The organism is Thermopolyspora flexuosa (assembly GCF_006716785.1).
In the GTDB taxonomy this organism is placed as follows: domain Bacteria; phylum Actinomycetota; class Actinomycetes; order Streptosporangiales; family Streptosporangiaceae; genus Thermopolyspora; species Thermopolyspora flexuosa.
On sequence record NZ_VFPQ01000001.1, the window covers coordinates 3,461,741 to 3,485,706 of the forward strand.

The 23,966-nt window shown below is 71.5% G+C and carries 20 protein-coding genes and 1 pseudogene; 12 read left to right on the forward strand and 9 right to left on the reverse strand.

What is annotated here, in order from left to right; genetic code table 11:
* Nucleotides 1-67 precede the first annotated feature (67 nt).
* Nucleotides 68-2,728, reverse strand: a complete 2,661-nt coding sequence (ppdK, locus tag FHX40_RS14670) for a pyruvate, phosphate dikinase (protein WP_142260146.1) — start codon at nucleotides 2,726-2,728, stop codon at nucleotides 68-70.
* 917 nt (nucleotides 2,729-3,645) lie between these two features.
* Complete coding sequence (locus FHX40_RS14675) at nucleotides 3,646-4,578, reverse strand: oxidoreductase (RefSeq protein ID WP_142260147.1); 933 nt, start codon at nucleotides 4,576-4,578, stop codon at nucleotides 3,646-3,648.
* 96 nt (nucleotides 4,579-4,674) lie between these two features.
* Between FHX40_RS14675 and FHX40_RS14680 the strand changes: the two genes are divergently transcribed.
* Nucleotides 4,675-5,361, forward strand: a complete 687-nt coding sequence (locus FHX40_RS14680; protein ID WP_211350268.1) for a helix-turn-helix domain-containing protein — start codon at nucleotides 4,675-4,677, stop codon at nucleotides 5,359-5,361.
* Nucleotides 5,362-5,496: 135 nt separating this feature from the next.
* On the opposite strand, the gene FHX40_RS14685 is transcribed toward FHX40_RS14680, so the two are convergent.
* Entirely contained in the window at nucleotides 5,497-6,882 is a 1,386-nt protein-coding gene (locus FHX40_RS14685) for a glycine--tRNA ligase (RefSeq protein ID WP_142260148.1), read from the reverse strand.
* Between the two features lie 177 nt (nucleotides 6,883-7,059).
* Nucleotides 7,060-7,338, reverse strand: coding sequence for an antibiotic biosynthesis monooxygenase family protein (locus tag FHX40_RS14690; RefSeq protein ID WP_142260149.1), 279 nt, complete (start codon nucleotides 7,336-7,338; stop codon nucleotides 7,060-7,062).
* Nucleotides 7,339-7,550: 212 nt separating this feature from the next.
* On the opposite strand from FHX40_RS14690, the gene FHX40_RS14695 reads away from it, so the two are divergent.
* Nucleotides 7,551-7,973, forward strand: a complete 423-nt coding sequence (locus tag FHX40_RS14695) for a DUF6703 family protein (protein WP_229788339.1) — start codon at nucleotides 7,551-7,553, stop codon at nucleotides 7,971-7,973.
* A gap of 35 nt (nucleotides 7,974-8,008) precedes the next feature.
* Here the strand turns inward: FHX40_RS14695 and FHX40_RS25120 are convergent, their stop codons facing one another.
* Nucleotides 8,009-8,161 carry a hypothetical protein gene (locus tag FHX40_RS25120; protein WP_170198839.1) on the reverse strand — a complete coding sequence of 51 codons (153 nt, stop codon included), beginning with the start codon at nucleotides 8,159-8,161 and terminating at the stop codon, nucleotides 8,009-8,011.
* A 120-nt stretch (nucleotides 8,162-8,281) separates the two neighbouring features.
* Between FHX40_RS25120 and FHX40_RS14700 the strand changes: the two are divergent.
* Nucleotides 8,282-8,518 (forward strand): annotated as a pseudogene (locus FHX40_RS14700) (hypothetical protein); the annotation flags it as partial.
* 331 nt (nucleotides 8,519-8,849) lie between these two features.
* Here the strand turns inward: FHX40_RS14700 and FHX40_RS14705 are convergent.
* Nucleotides 8,850-9,242, reverse strand: coding sequence for an NUDIX domain-containing protein (locus tag FHX40_RS14705; RefSeq protein WP_229788412.1), 393 nt, complete (start codon nucleotides 9,240-9,242; stop codon nucleotides 8,850-8,852).
* 192 nt (nucleotides 9,243-9,434) lie between these two features.
* Between FHX40_RS14705 and FHX40_RS14710 the strand changes: the two genes are divergently transcribed.
* From FHX40_RS14710 to FHX40_RS14720, 3 genes are read left to right on the forward strand one after another with little or no spacing between them, the layout of a single operon-like run.
* Nucleotides 9,435-9,803, forward strand: a complete 369-nt coding sequence (locus tag FHX40_RS14710; protein WP_211350270.1) for a CU044_2847 family protein — start codon at nucleotides 9,435-9,437, stop codon at nucleotides 9,801-9,803.
* Nucleotides 9,804-9,841: 38 nt separating this feature from the next.
* Nucleotides 9,842-11,251 (forward strand): serine protease, encoded by a 1,410-nt coding sequence (locus FHX40_RS14715; RefSeq protein ID WP_170198840.1) that lies wholly within the window; start codon nucleotides 9,842-9,844, stop codon nucleotides 11,249-11,251.
* Nucleotides 11,172-13,043 carry a WD40 repeat domain-containing protein gene (locus FHX40_RS14720; RefSeq protein ID WP_170198841.1) on the forward strand — a complete coding sequence of 624 codons (1,872 nt, stop codon included), beginning with the start codon at nucleotides 11,172-11,174 and terminating at the stop codon, nucleotides 13,041-13,043. Before FHX40_RS14715 ends, FHX40_RS14720 begins: the two co-directional genes overlap by 80 nt.
* 185 nt (nucleotides 13,044-13,228) lie before the next feature.
* On the opposite strand, the gene FHX40_RS14725 is transcribed toward FHX40_RS14720, so the two are convergent.
* Nucleotides 13,229-13,945, reverse strand: a complete 717-nt coding sequence (locus FHX40_RS14725) for an ABC transporter permease (protein WP_142260152.1) — start codon at nucleotides 13,943-13,945, stop codon at nucleotides 13,229-13,231.
* 71 nt (nucleotides 13,946-14,016) lie between these two features.
* Nucleotides 14,017-14,673 (reverse strand): ABC transporter ATP-binding protein, encoded by a 657-nt coding sequence (locus tag FHX40_RS14730; protein ID WP_142260153.1) that lies wholly within the window; start codon nucleotides 14,671-14,673, stop codon nucleotides 14,017-14,019.
* Nucleotides 14,674-14,946: 273 nt separating this feature from the next.
* Here FHX40_RS14730 and FHX40_RS14735 point away from each other — a divergent pair, with 273 nt between their 5' ends.
* The gene (locus FHX40_RS14735; protein ID WP_142260154.1) at nucleotides 14,947-15,930 is read left to right on the forward strand and encodes a helix-turn-helix domain-containing protein; all 984 of its coding nucleotides are present in this window, start codon (nucleotides 14,947-14,949) and stop codon (nucleotides 15,928-15,930) included.
* A gap of 28 nt (nucleotides 15,931-15,958) precedes the next feature.
* Here FHX40_RS14735 and FHX40_RS14740 read toward each other — a convergent pair whose 3' ends face one another.
* Nucleotides 15,959-16,762 carry a hydroxypyruvate isomerase family protein gene (locus FHX40_RS14740; protein WP_142260155.1) on the reverse strand — a complete coding sequence of 268 codons (804 nt, stop codon included), beginning with the start codon at nucleotides 16,760-16,762 and terminating at the stop codon, nucleotides 15,959-15,961.
* 412 nt (nucleotides 16,763-17,174) lie between these two features.
* Here FHX40_RS14740 and fdhF point away from each other — a divergent pair, with 412 nt between their 5' ends.
* The 5 genes from fdhF (at nucleotide 17,175) to FHX40_RS14765 (ending at nucleotide 23,936) form a co-directional block, all read left to right on the forward strand.
* A complete protein-coding gene (fdhF, locus tag FHX40_RS14745) occupies nucleotides 17,175-19,100 on the forward strand; it encodes a formate dehydrogenase subunit alpha (protein ID WP_142260156.1) in 1,926 nt (641 codons plus the stop codon).
* Nucleotides 19,101-19,103: 3 nt separating this feature from the next.
* The gene (locus FHX40_RS14750; RefSeq protein WP_142260157.1) at nucleotides 19,104-20,951 is read left to right on the forward strand and encodes an NAD(P)H-dependent oxidoreductase subunit E; all 1,848 of its coding nucleotides are present in this window, start codon (nucleotides 19,104-19,106) and stop codon (nucleotides 20,949-20,951) included.
* A complete protein-coding gene (locus FHX40_RS14755; protein ID WP_142260158.1) occupies nucleotides 20,951-21,829 on the forward strand; it encodes a 2Fe-2S iron-sulfur cluster-binding protein in 879 nt (292 codons plus the stop codon). Before FHX40_RS14750 ends, FHX40_RS14755 begins: the two co-directional genes overlap by 1 nt.
* 4 nt (nucleotides 21,830-21,833) lie before the next feature.
* A complete protein-coding gene (gene fdhD, locus FHX40_RS14760) occupies nucleotides 21,834-22,658 on the forward strand; it encodes a formate dehydrogenase accessory sulfurtransferase FdhD (protein WP_142260159.1) in 825 nt (274 codons plus the stop codon).
* 267 nt (nucleotides 22,659-22,925) lie between these two features.
* Nucleotides 22,926-23,936, forward strand: coding sequence for a metal ABC transporter substrate-binding protein (locus FHX40_RS14765; protein ID WP_229788343.1), 1,011 nt, complete (start codon nucleotides 22,926-22,928; stop codon nucleotides 23,934-23,936).
* Nucleotides 23,937-23,966 lie beyond the last annotated feature (30 nt).

The window sequence follows — 23,966 nt, forward strand, 5'->3', positions numbered from 1 at the left end:
ACAAAGCGCCGGGGCGCCGAATCGCTCGTCGCGATCGACGCCCCGGCCGGATGTGAGCGAACGACGGTCAGCGAGTGTCGGACCCCGCCGCCGCGCAGGCCGCCCGCCCGGCCTCGAGGCGGGCGATCGGCACCCGGAACGGCGAGCAGGAGACGTAGTCGAGCCCGATCTCGTGGCAGAAGTGCACCGAGTCGGGGTCGCCGCCGTGCTCGCCGCAGATGCCGAGCTTCAGGTCCGGCCGGGTCTTCCGGCCCTCGTCCACGGCGATCCGCATGAGCCGGCCCGGGCCCTCGCGGTCGAGCGTCTCGAACGGGGAGACGCCGAACACGCCGAGGTCCAGGTACCGGGAGAAGAACGACGCCTCCACGTCGTCGCGGGAGAAGCCCCAGGTCATCTGGGTGAGGTCGTTGGTGCCGAAGGAGAAGAACTCGGCCGCCTCGGCGATCTGGCCCGCGGTGAGCGCCGCCCGCGGCACCTCGATCATGGTGCCGATCAGCGCGTCCACGCCGACCTCGCGGAGGATGCGCTCGGCCTCCTCGCGCACGATCTCCAGCTCCTGGACCGCGCCGACGAGGGGGATCATGATCTCCGGCCGCGGGTCGCCGCCCTGCCGCTTGCGCTCGGCCGCCGCCTCGGCGATCGCCCGCACCTGCATCGCGAACAGCCCGGGGATGACCAGGCCGAGCCGTACGCCGCGCAGGCCGAGCATCGGGTTCTGCTCGTGCAGCCGCTTGACCGCCTCGAGCAGCCTGCGGTCCTTCTCGCTCGCCTGCTCGCCGGCGAGCGCGACCTTGACCGACAGCTCGGTGAGGTCCGGCAGGAACTCGTGCAGCGGCGGGTCGATGAGCCGGATCGTCACCGGCAGGCCGTCCATCGCCTCGAGGATGCCGATGAAGTCCCGGCGCTGCAGCGGCTCGAGCGCGTCGAGCGCGGCCTGCCGCTCCTCGTCGGTCGAGGCGAGGATGAGGTCCTCCACGAGCTTGCGCCGCTCGCCGAGGAACATGTGCTCGGTACGGCACAGCCCGATGCCCTGCGCGCCGAACCGGCGGGCCCGGGCCGCGTCCTCGGGGGTGTCGGCGTTCGCCCGCACGGCGAGCCGCCGTACCGAGTCGGCGTGGCGGAGGATGCGGTCGACGGCGGCGACGAGCTCGTCGGAGGTGTCGCCCTTGCCCTCGAAGTACTCCACGACCGCGGACGGCACGACCGGGACCTCGCCGAGGTAGACCGCGCCGGTGCTGCCGTCGATGGAGATCACGTCGCCCTCGTTGACCACGACGCCGCCGGGGGCGGTGAACCGCCGGTTCTCGAGGTCGACGTCGAGCTGCTCGGCGCCGCAGACGCAGGTCTTGCCCATGCCGCGGGCGACCACGGCGGCGTGGCTGGTCTTGCCGCCGCGGCTGGTGAGGATGCCGCGCGCGGCGATCATGCCGCCGAGGTCGTCGGGGTTGGTCTCGCGCCGCACCAGGATGACGTCCTCGCCGGCGGCGGCGAGCTCCTGGGCGCGCTCGGAGGAGAACACGGCCTTGCCGACGGCGGCGCCGGGCGAGGCGTTCATGCCCTTGGCGATCGGGGTGTGGCCGCTGGCGTCGAACCGGGGGAACATGAGCTGGGCGAGCTGGTCACCGGTGACCCGGGTGACCGCCTCGTTCATGTCGATCAGGCCCTGGTCGACGAGCTGGGTGGCGATGCGGAAGGCCGCGGCCGGGGTGCGCTTGCCGACGCGGGTCTGGAGCATCCACAGCTTGCCGCGCTCGATCGTGAACTCGATGTCGCACAGGTCCTTGTAGTGGTTCTCCAGGATCTCCATGATCCGCAGGAGCTCGTCGTAGGAGCGCTTGTCGATGCGCTCGAGCTCCTGCAGCGGCATGGTGTTGCGGATGCCGGCGACCACGTCCTCGCCCTGGGCGTTCTGCAGGTAGTCGCCGTACACGCCCTGCTGGCCGGTGCTCGGGTCGCGGGTGAAGGCGACGCCGGTGCCGGAGTCCATGCCGCAGTTGCCGAAGACCATGGCGCACACGTTGACCGCGGTGCCGAGGTCGGCGGGGATGCGCTCCTGGCGGCGGTAGAGCACGGCGCGCGGCGCGTTCCACGACTCGAACACCGCGCGGATCGCGAGGTTCATCTGCTCGCGCGGGTCGGCCGGGAAGTCCTTGCCGGTCTGCTCGCGGACGATGCCCTTGAAGGTGTCCACCAGGGCGCGCATGTCGTCGGCGTCGAGGTCGAGGTCGCTGGTGGTGCCCTTCGCCCGCTTGACCTCGTCGATCGCGTGCTCGAACAGGTCGCCGTCGATGCCGAGCACGGTCTTGCCGAACATCTGGATCAGGCGGCGGTAGGAGTCCCAGGCGAAGCGCTCGTTGCCACCGGCCTGCTTGGCGAGCCCGTGCACCGACTCGTCGTTGAGGCCGATGTTCAGCACCGTCTCCATCATGCCGGGCATCGAGAACTTCGCGCCCGACCGCACGCTCACCAGCAGGGGGTCGGCGGGGTCACCCAGGCGCCGGCCCATGGCACGCTCCAGGTCGGCCAGGTGCTGGGAGATCTCGTCCTGCAGCCCGTCCGGCTCCCTGCCGTCTCGGAGATAGGCGCGGCAGGCCTCCGTGGTGATGGTGAAACCGGGGGGCACGGGCAGACCAAGGTTGGTCATTTCCGCGAGGTTGGCACCTTTGCCACCAAGCAGGTCTTTGAGATCCTTGTTGCCTTCGGTGAAGTTGTAGACGTACTTGGGCACGACAGCTCCTCCCGCGACCGCATGGCGTTTCACCGCCCTGCCCACGGGACTCTACCTATACCGAACCACATGAAACGCCACTGGCTCGCTCACACTACGTTCAACCAGGTAGATACCCAGGTAGCGGTCTAATCCAATCCTTATCAGGAGAAACTAAAGTGATTTCTGCCACAGGCTGGCAAATGGTATAAACCAGTGGTTCACACCAATGGTTCATACCAATTTCCGGGCGATATCCCAGGCGAAGGTCGGTGGGGCTCGGCCACAAAACCGGCCGCGCCCCGGATTGTTTCGCCGTCCCACTATTCGGACGGTTTACGTCGTGGAAACCTCCGGACCGATAAACGGACGCCTCGCCGGGCTCGGCCCGGGGCCGGCCGGTGGCCCACCAGCGGAGCCATGGCACCCCCGGAAGGCGGCGTCGAGCGGCTGCGCCGCACAACCGCGTTGGCCAAACACAACGGGCGGGCGCCACGGACCTCTCGCGTCCGTGACGCCCGCCCGGGGAGCGTCGTCGTCACGCCCGGCCCCCGCTGTGGTGACCGCGGCCCCTCGGCCGCGAACGCCCACGACGATGGGCGGGAGGGTCTGGAGACTCCCCTCGGGGACAACCCCTGACGCCGTGGCGGCGGCAGGGCTCGGGTGGCGCGCACCGACCGGTGCACAGTGTGGTGCCCATCCCGTCCGTCGGCACTCGGGCTCTTGGCTGCCGGCGCGGGCCGTACTCAGGGCCGCGATCTCCTCGCCGGGCCGGCCGCCCGCACGCCGTTGTGGCGGGCGTTCCCCTCCGGAGGCCCGGCTGCGTCAGGCGCGATCCGACGACGTCCAGCAGGTACGCCGCCCCCACCGACCGCCGAGGACGGCGTCCGCGGTGTGACCGTCTCGGGTGATGGCCTGCCGGCGTTCGCCGGGGGCGGTCAGCGGGTCGCGGCGATGCCGTCGAGCAGGGCGAGCTCGTCGGCGCTCAGCTTGATCGCGCCCGCCGCGACGTTCTCCTCGAGGTGGGCGACGTTGCCCGTACCCGGGATGACGAGGACGTGGTTGCCGCGGTGCAGGGTCCAGGCGAGCCGGATCTGGGCCGGGGTCGCGCCGTGCGCCTTCGCTACCTCGGCGACCTCGGCCTCACCCCGCGTGTCGGCCTCGCCGTGCGGGACGGCGCCGGGAACCGAGGCCGCGATGCTGAAGAAGGGCACGAACGCGATGCCGTGCTCGGCGCACAGGTCGACCAGCGCGTCGTCCGCCCGCTCGGTCAGGCCGTACCGGTTCTGCACGCAGGCCACCGGCGCGATCCCCATCGCCTCGGTGAGCTGCTCCGCGGTGACGTTGGAGATCCCGAGGTGCCGGATGAGGCCCTGCTCGCGCAGCTCGGCGAGCACGCCGAAGTGCTCGGCCACCGAGCCGGGCTCCTTGCCCAGCCCGGCGCCCCAGCGCAGGTTGACCAGCTCGAGGTGGTCGAGCCCGAGCTGCCGGATGTTCTCCTCGACCTGGGCGCGCAGCCGGTCCGGCCGTACGAACTCCAGCCCGCCGTCCGGGGACGGCCCGGGCCCGACCTTCGTGGCGATCACCAGGTCCTCGGGGTACGGCTGGAGCGCCGTGCTGATCAGCTCGTTGGCCGAGCGGGTGGGCAGGAAGTAGAAGGCGGCGGTGTCGATGTGGTTGACGCCGAGCTCGACGGCGCGGCGCAGCACGGCGATCGCCTCGGCGCGGTCCCTGGGCCTCGGGTCCCCGAACCTGCCGGGCAGCCGCATCGCGCCGAACCCGATGCGGTTGACGGTACGGTCGCCGAGCCGCCAGGTGCCCGCGGCGGCGGCGTTCGGCGTGCCGGAAGAGCCGGTGCTTGGAAGCGTCATGTCTCCCAGCCTGCGGACGGGGTCGCCGCCTGTCCGGGAACGGCAACAAGCTGCCAACTTCGCCACGATCCGCCCAGGGCACGCAGAATCGGTGGTGTGGCGACGAGCGACGGGCTCACCGGGCTCACCCAGGTGAGCCGATCGATCACGATCGTGCGCGGCGAGGAGGAGCTGTACCGGCGCACGGCCCACCTGTTCACGGCCGCCACCGACCTGGCCTGCGCCGCCGCCGGCCTGGCGAGCTGGGTCGGGGACCACCGGTCGGAGGAGTTCGCCGAGGCGGCCGCGGCGCGCCGGGGTGAGATGCGGATCCGCAAGCTGTACCCGGCCGGGCTGCTGCTCGACCCGGTGGCCGCGCGCGAGCTGGCCCGCCGCCGCGACCGGATCGGCGCGGAGATCCGCGTCACCCCCGACGAGATCAACGAGACGATCGTCATCGACCGCAGGCTGGTGATCCTCGCGGGGGACCGCAGGTCCGGCCCGCGCGGCTACAGCGTGATCACCCAGCCGGAGATCGTGCAGGGCGTGCTGTCGCTGTTCGAGACCGCGTGGCGGTCGGCGGTCGACCTCGCCGTCTACAACGCCCGGGTCGCCGAGATCCGCCAGATCGCGCCCGCCGTACTCGACCTGCTCAGCGAGGGCGTGAAGGACGAGACCGCCGCCCGCCGCCTCGGCCTCGGCCTGCGCACCTACCGGCGCCGGGTCGCCGAGCTGATGGCCGCGCTCGGCGCCGAGTCACGCTTCCAGGCCGGCGTCCGGGCCCGCGAGCTCGGCCTCGTCTAGCGCGTTCCCCGGCTCCCGGCGTACGGCTCGCCGCCCGCGCGGGCCGTACGCCGTGGGAAAGGCGACGGGGCCGGAGGGAGGGCGGCGCCCCGCCTCCGGCCCGTGCGCGTACGTCGGTGCCGGGCCGCGGCGAACCTAGTCGTCGAGCCGCTCGCGCAGGTACTTCTCGACCTGGTCGATCGAGATGCGCTCCTGCTGCATCGAGTCGCGCTCGCGAACGGTCACCGCCTGGTCCTCGAGCGTCTCGAAGTCGATCGTGACGCAGTACGGCGTGCCGATCTCGTCCTGGCGGCGGTACCGGCGGCCGATCGCGCCCGCGTCGTCGAACTCGACGTTCCAGCGGCGGCGCAGCTTGTTGGCGAGGTCACGCGCCTTCGGCGACAGCTCGGGGTTGCGCGACAGCGGCAGCACGGCGGCCTTCACCGGGGCGAGCCGGTGGTCGAGCCGCAGCACCGTGCGCTTCTCCATCTGGCCCTTGGCGTTCGGGGCCTCGTCCTCGGTGTAGGCGTCGACCAGGAAGGCGAGCACGCACCGGTCGACACCGGCCGCGGGCTCGATGACGTACGGGACGTACCGCTCACCGCTCTCCTGCTCGAAGTACGACAGGTCCGCCCCCGAGTGCTTGGAGTGCGTGGAGAGGTCGAAGTCGGTGCGGTTCGCGATGCCCTCGAGCTCGGCCCACTCGCTGCCGGCGAAGTTGAACCGGTACTCGATGTCGACGGTCCGCTTGGAGTAGTGGGACAGCTTCTCCTTGGGGTGCTCGTAGAGCCGGAGGTTGTCCTTGTTGATGCCCAGATCGACGTACCAGCGCATGCGCTCGTCGATCCAGTACTGGTGCCACTCCTCGTCGGTGCCGGGCTTGACGAAGAACTCCATCTCCATCTGCTCGAACTCGCGGGTCCGGAAGATGAAGTTGCCCGGCGTGATCTCGTTGCGGAACGACTTGCCGATCTGACCGATGCCGAACGGGATCTTCTTCCGCGCCGACTGCTGGACGAGGGCGTAGTTGATGAAGATGCCCTGCGCGGTCTCCGGCCGCAGGTACGCCAGACCCGACTCGTCCTCGACCGGGCCGAGGAAGGTCTTCAGCAGGCCGTTGAACATGCGCGGCTCGGTGAAGGCGCCCTTGGTGCCGCAGTTCGGGCAGGTGAGCTCGGTGAGGCCGCCCTCCGGCTTGCGGCCGTGCTTGGCCTCGTACGCCTCCTCGAGGTGGTCGGCCCGATACCGCTTATGACAGGAGAGGCACTCGGTGAGCGGGTCGACGAACTCCTTGACGTGACCGCTCGCCTCCCACACCTCGCGGGCGAGGATGACCGAGGAGTCGAGGCCGACGACGTCCTCCCGCCCCTGCACCATGGCCTTCCACCACTGGCGCTTCACGTTGTTCTTGAGCTCGACGCCGAGCGGGCCGTAGTCCCAGGACGCGCGCAGTCCTCCGTAGATCTCGCTCGACGGATAGACGAGGCCGCGGCGCTTGGCGAGGCTGACGATCGTGTCCATCACGTCGGTACGGCGTGCCATCAAGATCTCCATCCGGCTGGCGGTCGGGGTTGGTTTGCGTCGAATTCAGCGAGCATCATGGCGGGACGACCCTGGCGTCACCTGCTCGATCCTCAGACCCCTAGCCTAGGGGAATTCGCATGATGCCCGCGGCCACATTACTAGCCGCACACCGCGCCGGGCGCGGCTCCGCGCCGGTCACGACCCCGACACGACCTCGAAGGCGCTGGGCTCGTTGATCATAAGCGACATCATGGGATACATCGCCATCCGGGCGGCCGACAGCGCCCGCCGGTAGTATCCGGCGCCCTCCCATTCGCTGACGATCGCCCACAGCCCCGGCTCGTCCACCGCGCGCCCCACGCGCCCCGCCCGGTACCCGGGCTGCGCCGCGAACACGTCGAGGATCTCCTGCGCGTGCTTGCCGAACTCCTCGGCCCGCGCCTCGGGAACCGAGTACCGGATGACAGCGAACATGCCCCCAGAATCCCACGTCCCGCCACCCGCCCATGCCATGCCCGTGCGCGACGCCCGATGACCGGCGGCGACGGGACGTGTTCGGGTACGGCCTGGCGTGTCCGCGCGGGCGATGCCGCACGTGACGCCCTCTCCCCCGCCGTCGGCGGTACGAGGAACCATCCGGCCGGACGGGATTCAGCCGCGCCACCCACCGGCGCTAGGCTCGGCTCGTGGCGTCCAAGCACGATTCCGACCCCTCGGCGCGACGGCCCGCGCACCCGCTCGCCAAGCAGCCCGCGCCGGGCCGTAACGGCCGGCGGAAGGGCCCGCGGCCGCTGCCGCAGGGCGAGCAGTTCTTCACGCCGGGCGCGACCGGCCTCCGCCGCGCCGTCGAGCGCAGGAGCGCGACCCTGCTGGTCTTCCTCTACCAGCTCCCCCGCTGGATCCTGCCGATCGTCATGGTCGCCCTGCTGCTCGCCGGCCTGGTCGTGGACGACTGGCGCGGCGGCGTCGCGGTACTCCCGGTCCTCGCCTTCATCCTCTGGCTCGCCTACCTGTCCTGGCCGTCCCTGGGTACGGTCGCCAGGCTGATGCGCGTCGCCCTCGGCGCCTTCGTCACCCTCCTCGCCCTGGACCGCTTCGGGCTGTTCTGAGCCCGCGGCGGGACGCCGGAGGTCTCGCCGCTACATCAGCGATCGCGATCCGCCTCATCCGCGGCGAGCAGAAGCTCGGCCCAGACCGCGTGGCCCACGACGGGGTTGCCGCGTACGCCGGTCCTATGAGCGACGCGTGCGCCGAGATCGCGCACCTCGGAGAGGGAGGAGTCGAGGAGGCGGGACACGTGGAACGCTCCTTCGCTTCGATCGAGAAGTGCCGCCTCAGAACCCTGGGATGACGGGCAGTCCGCAGGCACTTCCGGACACCGCCGCAGAACCGCCCCCAGGCACAGGCACGCCTCGAAGGCCACACCAGCTGGGTCCATGACGTGTGCGCCTTCCTCCACAGCCAAACCCTCCTCGCCACCGCCGGCGACGACAGAACCGTCCGCATCTGGGAACCGGGGACAAGGAAGCGCCTCGCGATCATAAGCGTGCACGACGAGGCGCCGGCCATAACCTGGGACGGAACGCGACTTGCGACAGCCCTGTCAGCCGGATTGCCGGCCATTCGGCCGCCGCCACCTCTACTCGGCTTCTGATCTTGCTACGCTGAGGCAGCCATACTCGCCAGAAAATGCCGTTCGGTGAATTATCACCTCTACTTTTTACGCTTTCGATAGCGCATATGCCCGAAATTCTCCGAACCGCTCTTCAGGATGCTCAAGTCGATCTACTGTACGGCGATGGAGATACATGCACGCTGTCTGCCCCGTCCTCGGCCAGAGGACGAAGCCTGATGTTTTCGATTAGCAAGACTTGACCGACTCAGGTCAGGCCTGCACCCGATGGCCACGCCCTTTCGGTACAGCTCAACCCCGGCCACGGTGTACGGCACGGTGTTGGCCGGGAGGTCGTCGATCGGCGCCCACGTCAGGCCGCCGCACTTGTCCGGCTCGGCGTTGTACGGCTCGCCGTACCAGCGGGAGGTCGCGAAGAACACCCCAAGCCTCGCCTGGCCCTCGGGGTTGAGGTGGTGCACGACGGTGGCGGCCGCGGGTCGGCCGGGTCGATGGTCACGCCGGTCTCCTCGCGGGCCTCGCGGACGGCGCGCTGGACGACGGTCTCGCCCGCCTCCAGGTGGCCGGAGGGCAGGCGGGAGCGCAGGCCAGGAGCCGGCCGTCCCGTTCGAGGATGACGTGAACGTCCACGGTGATCTATAAGCGCCGCCGCATCGCCATGCCTCCTGCCACCGGGTCGCCGCCTGACCCTAGCCTCGCCATCCGTGGGCAGTCGACGGGACGGCAACTCACGATGAAGTGGCATCCGTGGTGAGCTGACATTGCGCACAACGCCGACCGTCAAGACTTCCCTTGCCCGCAACAAAACGGGCGATTCTTAGGAAAAGACGCATACTGGCCACGCCGCATTCCGGGCCAGTGCTGCACCTTCTGGACAATCACTCGCGGAAAAGGTCATGTCCATCTAAGCTTTCGGGCCACCAGGGGGTGGTGGAGCGTGGCGAGGGTTGTGACGTACCAGCTCGATCCTGAGACGACGGTCCAGTTCGAGATCGAGCCACCGCAGGGACCTTACGACTTCGAGCCGGCCGGGCCGGACCAGATCGTGGGACAGGTGCGCGCGGCCGTGGAGCCCGCGGTGCGGGCGGCCCAGGTCGTGCTCGAGAAGGCCAAGCAGATGGCCCCCAAGACGGTCGAGGTCAAGTTCGGCATCAAGGTCAGCGGCACCGCGAACTGGATCGTGGCCAAAACGGCGACCGAGGGGAATTTCGAGGTCACGTTGACCTGGGAGCCCGGCCCGCCCGCGGGGCGGACCGAGAACGGGCAGGCGCGGGCCGGTGAGGTGGAGGTCGGCGCCGCGTCATGACCGCCGGGCCCGCTGTAGGGCCTCCCGACCGTTCGTGGGTGGCCGCGATCCACACGAGTGAGAACGACCGTCATCCGATCGGGTCCGGCGTGGTCGTCGACACGCGGCGGGTGCTCACCTGCGCGCACGTGGTGCGGCCGGAGAACACGGTGAGAGAAGCCCTGTGGGTCGCGTTTCCCATGTACCAGGGGAATTTCACCGCCTGGCGAAGGGTCGCGCAGGTACGGCTCCCCACCATGGCCGATTTCCTTCATGTCGCCGACGTCGCGGTATTGGAGCTGGCCGAGGAGGTTCCCGCCGGGATCCTCCCCGCACCGCTGCGCAGTCCGAAACTCGATCAGATCACCGCTCTGCGGTGGTGGGCCTACGGGTTCCCCGGTGGTGACCCGATAGGAGACTCGGCGCACGGGGAGATCAGTGAGGTTCTCGGTTTCGGGTGGGTCCGGCTCCGCACGGACAAGGATTCGAGCTACCGGGTGTCCCAGGGGTTCAGCGGCGGCGGGCTGTGGTGCCCGGAATATCAGGCGGTGATCGGCCTGGTGGCGCAGGCCAACCAGGACGGTGACGGGCGTGCCATCACGCTGTTCCAGATCGACCGGTGCATGCCCGAGGAGAAACTGCTGGAGCTCGCCACATGGTCGGCCGACCAGGCCGGCGAGGCCGCCCTCGCCGCGTGGGGCTGGGAGCTGAGCATCGATCCCGAGGCCGGACGGCATTGGCGGCCGCGGGCACGAGGTGTGACCAGAGAGAGCGAGCGCGGATTCCGCTTCAGAGGCCGTACCGCCGCGCTCACCGAGATCCGCGACTGGCTGGACGCCGACCGCGTGGAACCGGGGGCCCTCGTGGTCACCGGCGATCCCGGTGCCGGCAAGTCGGCGGTGCTCGGCCGCATCATCACGACCGCCGATCCGGCGATCCGGCGAGAGCTGCCGCCGGACGATCAGGCGGTGAAGGCGTCGGTGGGCTCGGTGGCCTGCGCCGTGCACGCCAAGGGCAAGACCGCCCTCGACGTCGCCGTCGAGATCGCGCGGGCGGCCTCCGCCCCGCTTCCCTCCGACGTGGACGAGCTGGTCCCGGCCATCCGTGAGACGCTGGCCGAGCGTCCCGGACGCCGGTTCACCGTGATCATCGATGCGACGGCTGCTGTTCTTCGCAGGCCATGCCACATCACCGGAGGGCCGAAACCGGGCCCGGCTGCTCCGGCTGACGCATCAGGCCGCCACGGCGTCCCCGATCGACCGCGCGGCGATGTTCACGATCACCGAGGCGGTCTACGACCTCGGAGACGGCTTCCGCAGGACGACCCGAGACCTGCCCTACAAAGCGGAGTGGGCGTCGGATGCGGGTTCCCGCGACATCCACATGATCTTGAAGGGGCACAGCGGCCGGCTGTCGGCGGTGTGCGCCTTCACGCTGGGCGGCCGGCTCCTGCTCGCCAGTGGCGGTGACGACGGGGTGGTGCGCGTCTGGGATCCCCGTACCGGTCAGCAGTACCGAATGCTCGAAGGCCACCGCCACAAGGTGCGCTCCGTGTGCGCGTTCACGCTCGACGGCCGCACCCTGCTCGCCGGCGCCGCAGAGGACCGTACCGTCCGCATCTGGGACCCCCTCTCCGGACGCCAGGAACACGTCTTCGAAGGCCACCGCCGCAGGGTGCGCTCCGTGTGCGCGTTCACCCTCGACGGCCGCACCCTGCTCGCCAGCGCCTCCGCCGACCGCACCGTCCGCATCTGGGACCCCCTCGCGGGGCACGAGCGAACAGCCCTGAAAGGGCGCATCGACTGGGTGCACGCGGTCTGCGCCTTCGCCCTCGACGGGCGGCCTCTCCTCGCCGTTGGCACCGCCGACGGAACCGTCCGCATCTGGGACCCGCATGCCGGACGAGAGCGGCATCTTCTCAACGGCCATAGCGGCAAGGTCCGGTCGATCTGTGCCTTCGCCCTCGACGGGCGTACCCTGCTGGCCACCGCCGCTGAGGACCGTACCGTGCGCATCTGGGACCCCCAGACCGGACGCCAGGAGTACGTCTTCGAAGGTCACCGCCGCAGGGTGCGCTCCGTGTGCGCGTTCACCCTCGACGACCGAACCCTGCTCGCCAGCGCCGCCGCCGACGGAACCGTCCGCATCTGGGACCCGCGCACCGGGCAGGTGCAGCGCACCATCCAGGAGGGCTCTGACTGGGTGCAGGCGGTCTGCGCCTTCACCCTCGACGGCCACCCGTTGCTCGCGACCGCCAGCAGGTTCGCGACGGTCACCATCTGGGATCTTCAGCCTGACGAAGGGCGAGGGGCTCTCAAGGCGCACACCGGGTGGGTGCGAAGCGTCTGTGCCTTCACCCTCGACGGCCGCACCCTCCTGGTCGGTGCGGGCAACGACGCGACCGTCCGCGTCTGGGAGTCCGACACCGGGCGCGAGCTGCACGTTCTGCAGGGTCATACCGACCTGGTGCGGTCGGTGTGCGCCTTCCGCCTCGGCGGCCAGCCCCTGCTCGCCAGCGCCTCCGCGGACGGCACCGTCCGCATCTGGGACCCCGCCACCGGAACCGAGCGCCGGATCCTCAGGGACCTCGGCGACTGGGTGTACGCGGTGTGCGCCTTGCCTCCCGACGAGGGCGCCCTGCTCGCCACGGCTGCCGCCGATGGAACCGTCCGCGTCTGGAACCCTGCCACCGGGCGCCGGCGGCGAATCCTGAAAGGCCACACCGACCTGACGCGATCCGTCTGCGCCTTCACCTCCGGTGGCCGCACCTTCCTGGCCAGCGCCGGTAACGACGCGACCGTCTGCGTCTGGGACGCCCGGACCGGCGAGCGGCACCACCTTCTCGAAGGCCATACCCGCAGGGTGCGGTCCGTGTGCGCGTTCACCCTCGGCGGCCACACCCTGCTCGCCAGCGCCTCCGCGGACGGCACCGTCCGTATCTGGGACCCCGTCACCGGATACCGCCTCCGAACCCTGAGCGGCCACACCCGTGGGGTGCGTGAGGTGTGTGCCCTCGAGCTCGGCGGCCACACCCTGCTCGCCACCGTCGCCGAGGACCTCACCCTCCGAGTCTGGGAGCCGCGCACGGGGGTGTGTCTGGCGGCCATCGACGTGCCGCATCCGGGGTGGACGGTGGCGTGGGACGGGGAGCGGCTGGCGATAGGCACGTCGGCCGGCCTGCTGACGATCCGGCCCCTCCCACCGCTGCTCGACGACCGGCGGAGCCTGTTCGGTGATCCACCTGGTGATCCATACGACTGACTCCCCGGTCGCACGCGGACGGACCGGGTCGGGCGGGGCTCCGCGAGGTTCCCGCATCCGCCGTACGGCACGTGCCGGTTCGACCGCGTGGGCGCTGAGCGCCTTCATCCGGCCGTCACGGGCCGGTCGCGCGTGGCCGGAGGGAGGTCTTTCCGCCGGGCGGCGGGACCGCATCGCCCCTGTGGTCAGCGTCGCCACAGGCGGGTGCGGTGGTTCCAGATGAGATAGGACAGGGCGGACAGGGCGACGACGTAGGCCGCACCCTGGGCGAGCATGGCCGCGACGTCGGGGGCGGGGGCGAAGGCGGCGGACTTGAGGGCCTCGATGCCGGGCCAGTACGGCAGGTAGCGTTCGGCGTCGGCGCCGGAGCGGCCGAGGGCCATCTGGACGCCGGCCGCGGCGACGAGGATCATCGAGGCCTCGAACTCGCGGGGCACGATCAGGCCGACGAACGTGCCGAGGGCGACGCCGGTCAGGCCGACGAGGAGCAGCGACGCGGCGGCGAGCGGGACCGAGCGCAGGGTGACGAGCGGGGCGAAGAGCGCCATGAAGACCGCGGTGGACGTCACCGTGATGACGAGCAGGACGTGCAGGCGGGCGGTCAGCAGGTGGGCGGCGCGGTAGCCGACGAGGCGCAGGCGGCGCAGCGCGGCCATGCCGGGCCGTACCACGGTCATCGCGGCGAACGAGCCGGTGACGCTGATGCCGAGCACGGCGAGGTAGAGGGCCTTGAAGTCGCGGTCGAGCACCTGGAGTACGGCACGGCCGTCCGCGGTGCGCACCTCGGCGGGGAGCGTGGTGACCGCGTCGCTCGTCACGTAGCTGACGAGGAAGTACGCCCCCGGCATGAAGATCATGAAGAGCATGGACGGCCAGCGCCGCAGCAACTCCTTCACGGACATGCGGGTGGCGGTGCGGATCGGGCGGTGGGGCCGCGTATCCCCGGTCGGCCGCGTCGCCCGGGAGCGCACGGTCATGCGGCCGCCCTCCCGCCGAGCCGTACCTCGTCGGCGCGGCGGCCGCTCACCCTGACCCGCCCGTCGACGAGGTCGAGCATGGCGTCGAACCGGGACAGCTCGGTGTGCATGTGGCTCACCACGACCACCGAGCCGCCGGTGGCCCGGTGGAGCTCGGCGTACTCCCAGAAGCGCCGGTAGGTCTCGTAGTCGAAGCCCTGGTAGGGCTCGTCGAGGACGAGCACGTCCGGGCGATGGAGCAGCGCGGCGATGAGGTTCACCTTCTGCCGGGTACCGCCGGAGAGGCGGTCGACGCGGGTGTCGGCATACCTGGCGCAGCCGAACTCGTCCATGAGCGCCTCGGCCCGCTCGGCGATCTCGTCCGGGTCCAGCCCGTAGCCCGCGCCGAACAGCTCGAACTGCTCGCGCACGGTCAGGCTCTCGATCAGCGACGGGTCCTGGGGGCAGTAGCCGATCCGGCCGTGCAGCTCGACGCTGCCGCGGTCCGGCCGGAGCAGCCCGACCAGGCACTTGAGCAGGGTGGACTTCCCGGCGCCGTTCTCGCCCTGGATGCCGACGAGCACGCCCTCGGGCACGGTGAAGCCGACGTCCTCGAGGACCCGGCGGCGGCCGTAGCGCTTGGCCAGGCCGCGCACGGTGATCAGGGCCGCCACGGCCGCCCCCGGCCTGCCGCCGCGGGCGGCGCGACCACGCCGACCTGCGCGAAAGTTACACCGATCATTGTTCTCCTCGGGTTGACGCGCGCACGGTCCCCCGAAAAGCCGCACGTCGAAGTGTCACGCACCGGCCCGCCCCAGGCCATGCTCCGGCGGGGCCTGCTGCGGCCGTGGCAGCAAGCTGCCACCCGCCTAGGATCGGCACCGTCGGGGGATGTCCGTCGATCGGTGAGCACAGCGCGAGGCGGGGGCGCGTCGTTGGGCGGTCACATGCTCGATGCGCTCGGTGTCGACGCGGTGGCGGAGGCCGTGTACCGGGCGCTGCTCCAGCACCCCACCTGGGGACTGCACGAACTCGTGGCACATCTCGGCCGTCCGGAGGACGAGGTGCGGGCCTCGCTCGACGCACTGATGAGGATGGCGCTGCTGCGGCCCTCGCCGGACGGCGGCGCCGCCGGGCCGTACCGGCCGGTGAGCCCGGAGATCGGGCTCGCCTCGCTGCTCGCCCGCACCGAGGCGGAGCTGTACCGGCGGCAGCAGGAGATCGCCGCGATCCGGAAGGCGATCGCCGCGATCGCGCTGGAGTACGACGCGATCCGCGGCGACCGGCAGGCGGCGTTCGAGCGGCTCGACGGGCTGGACGCGGTGCGGTCCCGGCTGGAGGAGCTCGTGCACAAGGCCCGGTCGGAGTACGCGTCGTTCACGCCCGGCGGCCCGTCGGCGTTCACCCCGCCGGAGGCGCGCCACCAGCTCGACCGGCGGGCGCTGGAGCGCGGCGTGCTGATCCGCAACGTGTACCAGGACGGCTGCCGCAACCACGCCGAGACGCTCCGGTACGCCCAGTGGCTCGCCGCCCGCGGCGGGCAGACCCGCTCCTGCCCCACGCTGCCGATGTCGCTGGTGATCGTGGACCGGCGGGTCGCCCTCGTCCCGCTCGACCCGGCCGAGCCGCGGCGCGGCGCCCTCGAGGTGACCGCGCCCGGGGTCGTCGAGGGGCTGTGCGCGCTGTTCGAGCACGTGTGGGCGATCTCGGTCCCGTTCGGCGAGGCCCCGGCGGACGGGCACGGGCTCTCCCCGGTGGAGCGCACGCTGCTGCGGCTGCTGCTCGACGGCGTCACCGACGAGACGGCCGCGCGGCGGCTCGGGGTGTCGCTGCGTACGGTGCGGCGCACGATGTCGTCGCTGATGAGCCGGCTCGGGGCGCGGAGCCGGTTCGAGGCGGGCGCCCGCGCGGTGCAGCGCGGCTGGCTATGAGGCCCCGCCGGTACGGCACGGCCGACGGCTAACGCCAGCGGGTCCGGTCCGGGGTGAGCCAGCCGAACTCGCCGGCGCTCGGGCCGCTCGGCCGGTACTCGAGGGAGACGTGGCCGGAGTAGCCGGTGGCCTCGAGGCGGGCGAGCAGGTCCGGGTACGGCAGGACGCCGGTGCCGGGGCGGCCGCGGCCGGGGACGTCGGCGATCTGGACGTGGCCGAAGCGGGCGCCATCGCGGTCGATGAGGGCGGCGACGTCCTCGCCCATGCGGGCCAGATGGTAGAGGTCGGCGAGGAACGCGACGTTGGCCGCGCCCACCTCGCCGATGAGCTCGTAGGCCGCGGCCGACGAGGTGATGCCGTAGCGCGGGTTGTCGTAGGTGTTGGTGGCCTCGACGAGCACGGTGATGCCGGCGCGGGCGGCGGCCTCGGCGGCGCGGCCCAGGTTCTCCACGGCGAGGCGGCGCTGGACGGCGGCGGGGACGTCCGGATCGAGGTTGCCGTAGAGGGCGTTCATGACCCGGCAGCCGAGGGTGCTCGCGAAACCGACGGCGACGTCGATGTTGGCGCGGAACCGGGCCGAGCCGGTCGGCGAGCAGATCAGGCCGCGGTCCCCGGCGGCCATGTCGCCGCCGTCGAAGTTGAGGCCGACGAGCCGTACCCCGGCGTCCTCGATCGCGCGGCGCAGCGCGTCGAGCTCGCGGTCGGCGGGCTGCGGGCCGTCGAACGGCCACCACATCTCCACCGCGTCGAACCCGGCCCGCGCCGCCGCGGCCGGGCGTTCGAGCAGCGGCAGCTCGGTGAACAGGATCGACAGGTTCACGGCGAAACGCACGGTCAGGGCACCTCCATCATGATCCGCACCGGGCGGCCGGGCTCGGCGGCGACGGCACGCGACGCGCCCACGCACCCCGCCGCGCGGCCGTACGACGAGGCCCGCCGCGGACCGGGCCGGGCCGTACGGTTATCCACAGGCCGCGAGGGACGTGACGCGCGCAGCCCGAATCGTCGCATAGAGTCACAGCAACCCGATCAACCGGGGTGGACCTGCGAAGACGGGTGTCAAAACGGCCTGGCCGGGAAGGGGGGCCTGTCGTTCTCGCTTGGTGTACATGTCACCATTGATTGCCGACAATATGGTCAACACGACCGGCCGGGGCAGTCGTCTGCTACCAGGCGGAGAAGTTCTTGCCGAGACCGCCGAGGCTACCTAGCGTCGGGCGCACAGCCATAGAGGAAGGATGGGCATGAAGAGGAAACGACCCGAGCGCTACGAAAGACTCACCCATCCCCTGATCCGCGAGGACGGCGTGCTGCGCCGGGCCACGTGGGAGGAGGCGCTGGACAAGGCCGCCGAGGGCTTCCGGCGGAACATCGAGCGGAACGGCGTCGACGCCTTCTGCATGCTCGCCTGCGCCCGCTCCACCAACGAGCTCAACTACGTGGCGCAGAAGTTCACCCGCGTGGTGATCGGCAACAACAACGTCGACTCCTGCAACCGCACCTGTCACGCGCCCAGCGTGGCCGGCCTCTCGGCGGTGTTCGGCAGCGGCGGCGGCACCTCCTCCTACGAGGAGGTCGAGCACGCCGACGTGATCGTGATGTGGGGGTCGAGCGCCCGCGAGGCCCATCCGATCTTCTTCCAGCACGTGCTCAAGGGCATCCGCAACGGCGCCCGCATGATCGCCGTGGACCCGCGGCGCACGAGCACCGCCCAGTGGGCGGACCTGTGGCTGGGCCTCAACGTCGGCACCGACATCCCGCTCGCCAACGCGGTCGCCCGCGAGATCATCCACGCCGGGCTGGTCAACAGGACGTTCGTGGAGCGCGCCACCGAGGGCTACGAGGAGTTCGCCGCCGCGGTCGAGCCGTGGACGCTCGAGGTCGCCGAGCAGGTGACCGGGGTGCCCGCGGAGGCGATCCGCGAGCTCGCGCACGCGTACGCCACCGCCGACCGGGCGCAGCTCGTGTGGACCCTGGGCATCACCGAGCACCACAACGCCACCGACAACGTGCGCGCCCTGATCAACCTCGCGCTGCTCACCGGCCACGTCGGCCGGTACGGCTCCGGCCTGTCCCCGCTGCGCGGCCAGAACAACGTGCAGGGCGGCGGCGACATGGGCGCGATCCCGAACCGGCTGCCCGGCTTCCAGGACATCCTCGACCCGGAGGTCCGCGCCAAGTTCGAGGCCGCCTGGGGCGTCAAGATCCAGCCGCGGTACGGCCACAACCTCACCCAGATGCTCGAGGCGATGGGCGAGGGCCGGATCACCACCGCGTACGTGATCGGCGAGAACCCTGTGCAGTCCGAGGCCGACACGCTGCACACGATCAAGCGGATGAGCATGCTCGACCACCTCGTGGTCCAGGACATCTTCCTGACCAAGACCGCGCAGATGGCCGACGTGGTGCTCCCCGCCGCCGCGGCCTGGTGCGAGTCCGAGGGCACCTTCACCAACAGCGAGCGCCGGGTGCAGCGGGTGCGCAAGGCGCTCAACCCGCCCGGCGAGGCCCGCGACGACATCGAGATCATCTGCGAGATCGCGCGCCGGCTCGGCCACGACTGGCGTTACGAGAGCGCCGAGGAGGTCTGGAACGAGCTGCGCTCGCTCTCCCCGATCCACCGCGGCATGACCTACGAGCGGCTGGAGAGGCTGCAGGGCATCCAGTGGCCGTGCTACTCGGAGGACTCCCTCGAGCCGCCGTTCCTGCACGGCCGGCTGTGGGAGGAGGACCCGGCCAAGCGCGGCAAGCCCGCCCCGTTCGCGGTGCTCAAGCACTCCCCGCCGGTCGACACGCTCACCGACGAGTACCCGATCCGGCTCACCACCGGCCGCCGGCTCGACTCGTACAACACCGGCGTGCAGTCGAGCGGGTTCGACTCGCCGCTGCGCAAGGGCGAGACGATCGACCTGTGCCCGGAGGACGCCGAGCGGCTCGGGGTCCGCGAGGGCGAGAAGGTGCGCATCACCTCGCGCCGCGCCTCGGTGATCGCCCCGGTGCGGATCGACCCGGGCCTGCGCCCGGGCCTGGCGTTCATGACCTTCCACTTCCCCGACGAGGTCGACACCAACAGCCTCACCATCGAGGCGACCTGCCCCGTCGCGGGAACCGCCGAGTACAAGGCGGCCGCCATCCGGGTGGAGAAGCTCGAACCTGCGCAGATCGGGTGAACTGTGGACATTCGTTTCCGTGACGTCGAACCCACCGCCGAGGAGCGCGCCGCCGTCGACGCGCTCCTCGGCCCGGCCCCGTCCGCCTGGGAGGGCGGCGAGCGCAGCGAACGCGACCTGCGCGTCGCCGTCGGCGGGCACGCCGCCCGGGAGCGCCGCGACCTGCTGCTCCCCGCCCTGCACGCGGTGAACGACCGCGTCGGGTGGATCAGCGAGGGCGCGCTCGACTACATCTGCCGCCGCCTCACCATCCCACCGGCCGAGGCGTACGGCGTGGCGACGTTCTACTCCCTGTTCTCCACCAAGCCGCGCCCGCAGGCCGTGCTGCACGTGTGCACCGACATCGCCTGCCAGGCGAAGGGCGCCGACCAGGTACGGCAGGCGGTCGAGGAGCGGCTCGGCCCGCCCGGGCTGTCCTGGCACCCGAGCCCGTGCCTCGGCCTGTGCGAGCGGGCCCCGGCCGCGCTCACCCTGCGCGCCGGCGAGACCCCCTCCTACACCGTGTACGGCCCGGCCGACCCGGAGACCGTCGCCGAGGTGGCCGAGGTCGACGAGCCGCCCGCGGAGAGGGCGGTGCCGCAGGCCGGGCAGGACGGCCTGGTCCTGCTGCGCCGCGTCGGCGTGGTGGACCCGGCGAGCCTCGACGACTACCGGGCGCACGGCGGCTACACGGCGCTGCGCCGGGCGTTCGAGCTCGGCCCCGCCGGGGTGATTCGCGAGGTGCTCGACTCCGGCCTGGTCGGCCGGGGCGGCGCGGCGTTCCCCACCGGCCGCAAGTGGCAGGCGACCGCGAGCCGGCCGGACCGGCCCAAGTACCTGGTGTGCAACGCCGACGAGAGCGAGCCGGGCACCTTCAAGGACCGGGTCATCATGGAGGGCGACCCGTACGCGCTCATCGAGGCGATGACGATCGCCGGGTACGCGATCGGCGCCTCCCGCGGCTACCTGTACATCCGCGGCGAGTACCCGCGGGCGCTGCGCCGCCTGGAGCACGCGATCGCCACCGCGCGGGCGCGCGGCTTCCTCGGCGAGCGGGTGATGGGCCAGGACTTCTCGTTCGACATCGAGATCCGCCGCGGCGCCGGGGCGTACATCTGCGGCGAGGAGACGGCGATCTTCAACTCGATCGAGGGCCGCCGCGGCGAGCCGCGCAGCAAGCCGCCGTTCCCGGTGGAGAAGGGCCTGTTCGGCAAGCCCACCGTGGTGAACAACGTGGAGACGCTGGTCAACGTCCCGGTGATCCTCACCATGGGCGCCGAGGCGTACAGGGCGATCGGCACCGGCGGCTCGACCGGCCCGAAGCTGTTCTGCGTCTCCGGCACGGTCCGCAGGCCCGGCGTGTACGAGCTGCCGTTCGGGGCGACGCTGCGCGACCTGCTCGAGCTCGCCGGCGGCGTGCCCGAGGGCCGCACCCTGCGCGCGGTGCTGCTCGGCGGCGCGGCCGGGGCGTTCGTGCGGGGCGACGAGCTCGACATCCCGCTCACCTTCGAGGGCACCCGCGCGGCGGGCGCGACCCTCGGCTCCGGCGTGGTGCTCGTGCTCGACGACAGCGTGGAGCTGCCCGGCATCCTGCTGCGCATCGCCGAGTTCTTCCGCGAGGAGTCGTGCGGCCAGTGCGTGCCCTGCCGGGTCGGCACGGTCCGGCAGCACGAGGCGCTGAACCGGCTCCGCGCCAACGGCCGCTCCCCCGACGGCGACATCGCGCTGCTGCGGGAGGTCGGCCAGGCGATGCGCGACGCCTCGATCTGCGGCCTCGGGCAGACCGCGTGGAACGCGATCGAGTCGGCGATCGACCGGCTGGGGGTTTTCAACGCGACGCAGGGCGTCGCCGACGGCAGGGAGAGCTCGTGATGAGGGGTGTTCCGGTGGAGCCGCCGCGGCGGCTCGTCGAGATCACGGTGGACGGCGAGACCGTCCGGGTGCCGGAGGGCTCGACGATCCTCGACGCCTGCGCCTCGCTCGGCAAGGACATCCCGACGCTGTGCTACGGCGACACGCTGACGCCGAAGAACGCCTGCCGGGTGTGCGTGGTCGAGGTGGAGGGCGCGCGCACGCTCGCCCCCGCCTGCTCCCGCAAGGCCGAGCCCGGCATGGTCGTCGGGACCGACACCGAGCGGGTGCGGCACAGCCGCAAGATCGTGCTGGAGCTGCTCGCCTCCTCGGTCGACCTGTCCACCACCCCGCGGGCGCAGGAGTGGATCGACGAGTACGGCGCCGACCCGGACCGGTTCGGCCCGGACGCCGAGAAGCTCGACCGCCCGGCGAAGGTGGACAACGACCTCTACGTGCGCGACTACGACAAGTGCATCCTGTGCTACAAGTGCGTGGACGCGTGCGGCGAGCAGTGGCAGAACACCTTCGCGATCGCGGTGGCCGGGCGCGGCTTCGACGCGACGATCTCCACCGAGTTCGACGCGCCGCTGCCCGACTCGGCGTGCGTCTACTGCGGCAACTGCATCGAGGTCTGCCCGACCGGCGCGCTGTCGTTCAAGTCCGAGTACGACATGCGCCAGGACGGCACCTGGGACGAGTCGCGGCAGACCCAGGTGACCACGATCTGCTCCTACTGCGGCGTGGGCTGCAACCTCACGCTGCACGTGCAGGACAACCGGATCGTCAAGGTCACCTCGCCGCACGACAACCCGGTGACCCACGGCAACCTGTGCATCAAGGGCCGCTTCGGCTTCCAGCACGTGCAGAACCTGCCGAGTTCCTCGAAGGAGGGGTAGGCCCGTGGGCAGGGTCACCGTGCGCCGCAGGGTGATGCGGGTGCGGGACTCGGCGGTCTCGCACCGGGTGGACGTGCTCGCCGCCGAGGAGCCGCTGGAGATCCGGGTGAACGGCAGGCCGGTCACCGTCACCATGCGGACGCCGGGGCACGACTTCGAGCTGGCCGCCGGGTTCCTGGTGAGCGAGGGCGTGATCGCCTCACCGGACGACATCGCCGGCATGCGGTACTGCGCCGGGGCGCTCGAGGACGGGATGAACACCTACAACGTGCTCGACCTCAGCCTCGCCCCCGGCGTACGGGAGCCGGACACCTCGCTGGAGCGCAACTTCTACACCACCTCCTCCTGCGGGGTGTGCGGGAAGGCGAGCCTGGAGGCGGTGCGGACGGTGGCCCGGTGGCGGATCGCGGACGACCCGCTGCGGCTCGACCCGGAGCTGGTGGCGGCCCTGCCCGAGCGGCTGCGGGCCGCCCAGCAGGTGTTCGACCGCACCGGCGGGCTGCACGCGGCCGGGCTGTTCGACGCCTCGGGCGAGCCGCTGTGCGTGCGCGAGGACGTCGGGCGGCACAACGCGGTGGACAAGGTGCTCGGCTGGGCCGTGCAGGAGGGGCGGCTGCCGCTGCGGTCGACCGTGCTCATGGTCTCCGGGCGGGCCTCGTTCGAGCTGGTGCAGAAGGCCGTGATGGGCGGCATCCCCGCGCTCGCCGCGGTGTCGGCGCCCTCGTCGCTCGCGGTGGAGCTCGCCGCCGAGGAGGGGCTGACCCTGCTGGGGTTCGTGCGCGGGTCGTCGATGAACGTGTACGCGGGCGAGCACCGCATGGTCGCCTGAGCGTGCGTGCGTGTCCGTTGCCCCGGGCCGGCCCGTCCGCGCCCGGGGCCGGACGCCGCGCGTGACCGACCCGCCCGGACACGGCGCCGTTCGCGGGCCGTCCGGTACGGCGATGCGTCGTGTGCGAGCTGTGACGCGTACCGGACATGACGGCGTTCGCCCTGTTCAGGCGGCAGGTTCCACACATCCCGTTGCGGGGCATTGGGGCCGTTTGTCAGGCTTGGGCCGTTTTGACAATGGTTTTCATTTTGCCCCATACTCGGAGGCGTGAAGCGTGAAACCTCCCGCCATAGGCCCGCATTCCCCACCGTCTCCCGATCCGCGGTCGCGTCCCGCGTCGCCGCGCTGCGCCGCCCGGCCGCCGCGATCGCCGGCGGGCTCGCGCTGCTCGCGGCCACCGCGTGCGGCTCGCCGACCGGGGCGTCCGGCGGCTCGCCGGGGGGCGACCGGCCGAAGGTGCTCGCGGCCTTCTACCCGCTGGAGTGGGTGAGCGCGCGGGTCGCCGGGTCCGACGCCGAGGTGGGCACGCTCACCGCGCCCGGGGTCGAGCCCCACGACCTGGAGCTCACGCCCCGGCAGATCGCCGAGATCGCCGAGGCCGACCTCGTCGTCTACCTCAAGGGGGTGCAGCCCGCGGTCGACGAGGCGGTCGCCGAGCACGCCCCGGACCGGTCGTTCGACGTGGCGAGCGTGGTCGGCACGATCCCCGCCGCCGAGGAGCCCGGGCACGAGGAGGACGAGGAGGGCCACGGCCACGAGGGGACCGAGTACGACCCGCACCTGTGGCTCGACCCCTCCCGGTTCGCGACCGTCGCCACGAGGCTCGGCGACCGGCTCGCCGAGGCCGACGCCGCGCACGCCGACGGCTACCGGTCACGCGCCGCGGCCACCGCGAAGGAGCTCACCGACCTCGACAAGGAGATGAGCGACGGGCTCGCCGACTGTGCCCGCCGTACCGTGGTCACGAGCCATGCCGCGTTCGGCTACCTGGCGGAGCGGTACAGGCTCAAGCAGGTGGGCATCAGTGGCATCGACCCAGAAAGCGAACCTTCGCCCGCACGCCTGGCAGAGGTGGCGAAGGTGGCGAAGCAGGAGAAGATAACTACCATTTTCACCGAGGATCTCGTCAACCCGAAGGTGGCCGAGGTCCTCGCCGCAGAGGTGGGCGCGAAGACCGAGGTGCTCAACCCGATCGAGAGCCGCCCGGAGACGGGGGACTATCTGTCGGCGGCCCGGGAGAATCTCGCCCGCCTGCGGACCGCGCTCGGCTGCTCCTGACCCGGCCGGGCGCCGACATCGAACCGATCG

Coding starts and splice junctions, on each gene's coding strand:
- FHX40_RS14675 (WP_142260147.1), bottom strand. CDS start 4,578: ATGACGCTTCCAAGCACCGGCTCTTCCGGCACGCCGAACGCCGCCGCC.
- FHX40_RS14685 (WP_142260148.1), bottom strand. CDS start 6,882: ATGGCACGCCGTACCGACGTGATGGACACGATCGTCAGCCTCGCCAAG.
- FHX40_RS14690 (WP_142260149.1), bottom strand. CDS start 7,338: ATGTTCGCTGTCATCCGGTACTCGGTTCCCGAGGCGCGGGCCGAGGAG.
- FHX40_RS14705 (WP_229788412.1), bottom strand. CDS start 9,242: ATGCCACTTCATCGTGAGTTGCCGTCCCGTCGACTGCCCACGGATGGC.
- FHX40_RS14725 (WP_142260152.1), bottom strand. CDS start 13,945: ATGTCCGTGAAGGAGTTGCTGCGGCGCTGGCCGTCCATGCTCTTCATG.
- FHX40_RS14735 (WP_142260154.1), top strand. CDS start 14,947: ATGCTCGATGCGCTCGGTGTCGACGCGGTGGCGGAGGCCGTGTACCGG.
- fdhF (WP_142260156.1), top strand. CDS start 17,175: ATGAAGAGGAAACGACCCGAGCGCTACGAAAGACTCACCCATCCCCTG.
- FHX40_RS14755 (WP_142260158.1), top strand. CDS start 20,951: ATGAGGGGTGTTCCGGTGGAGCCGCCGCGGCGGCTCGTCGAGATCACG.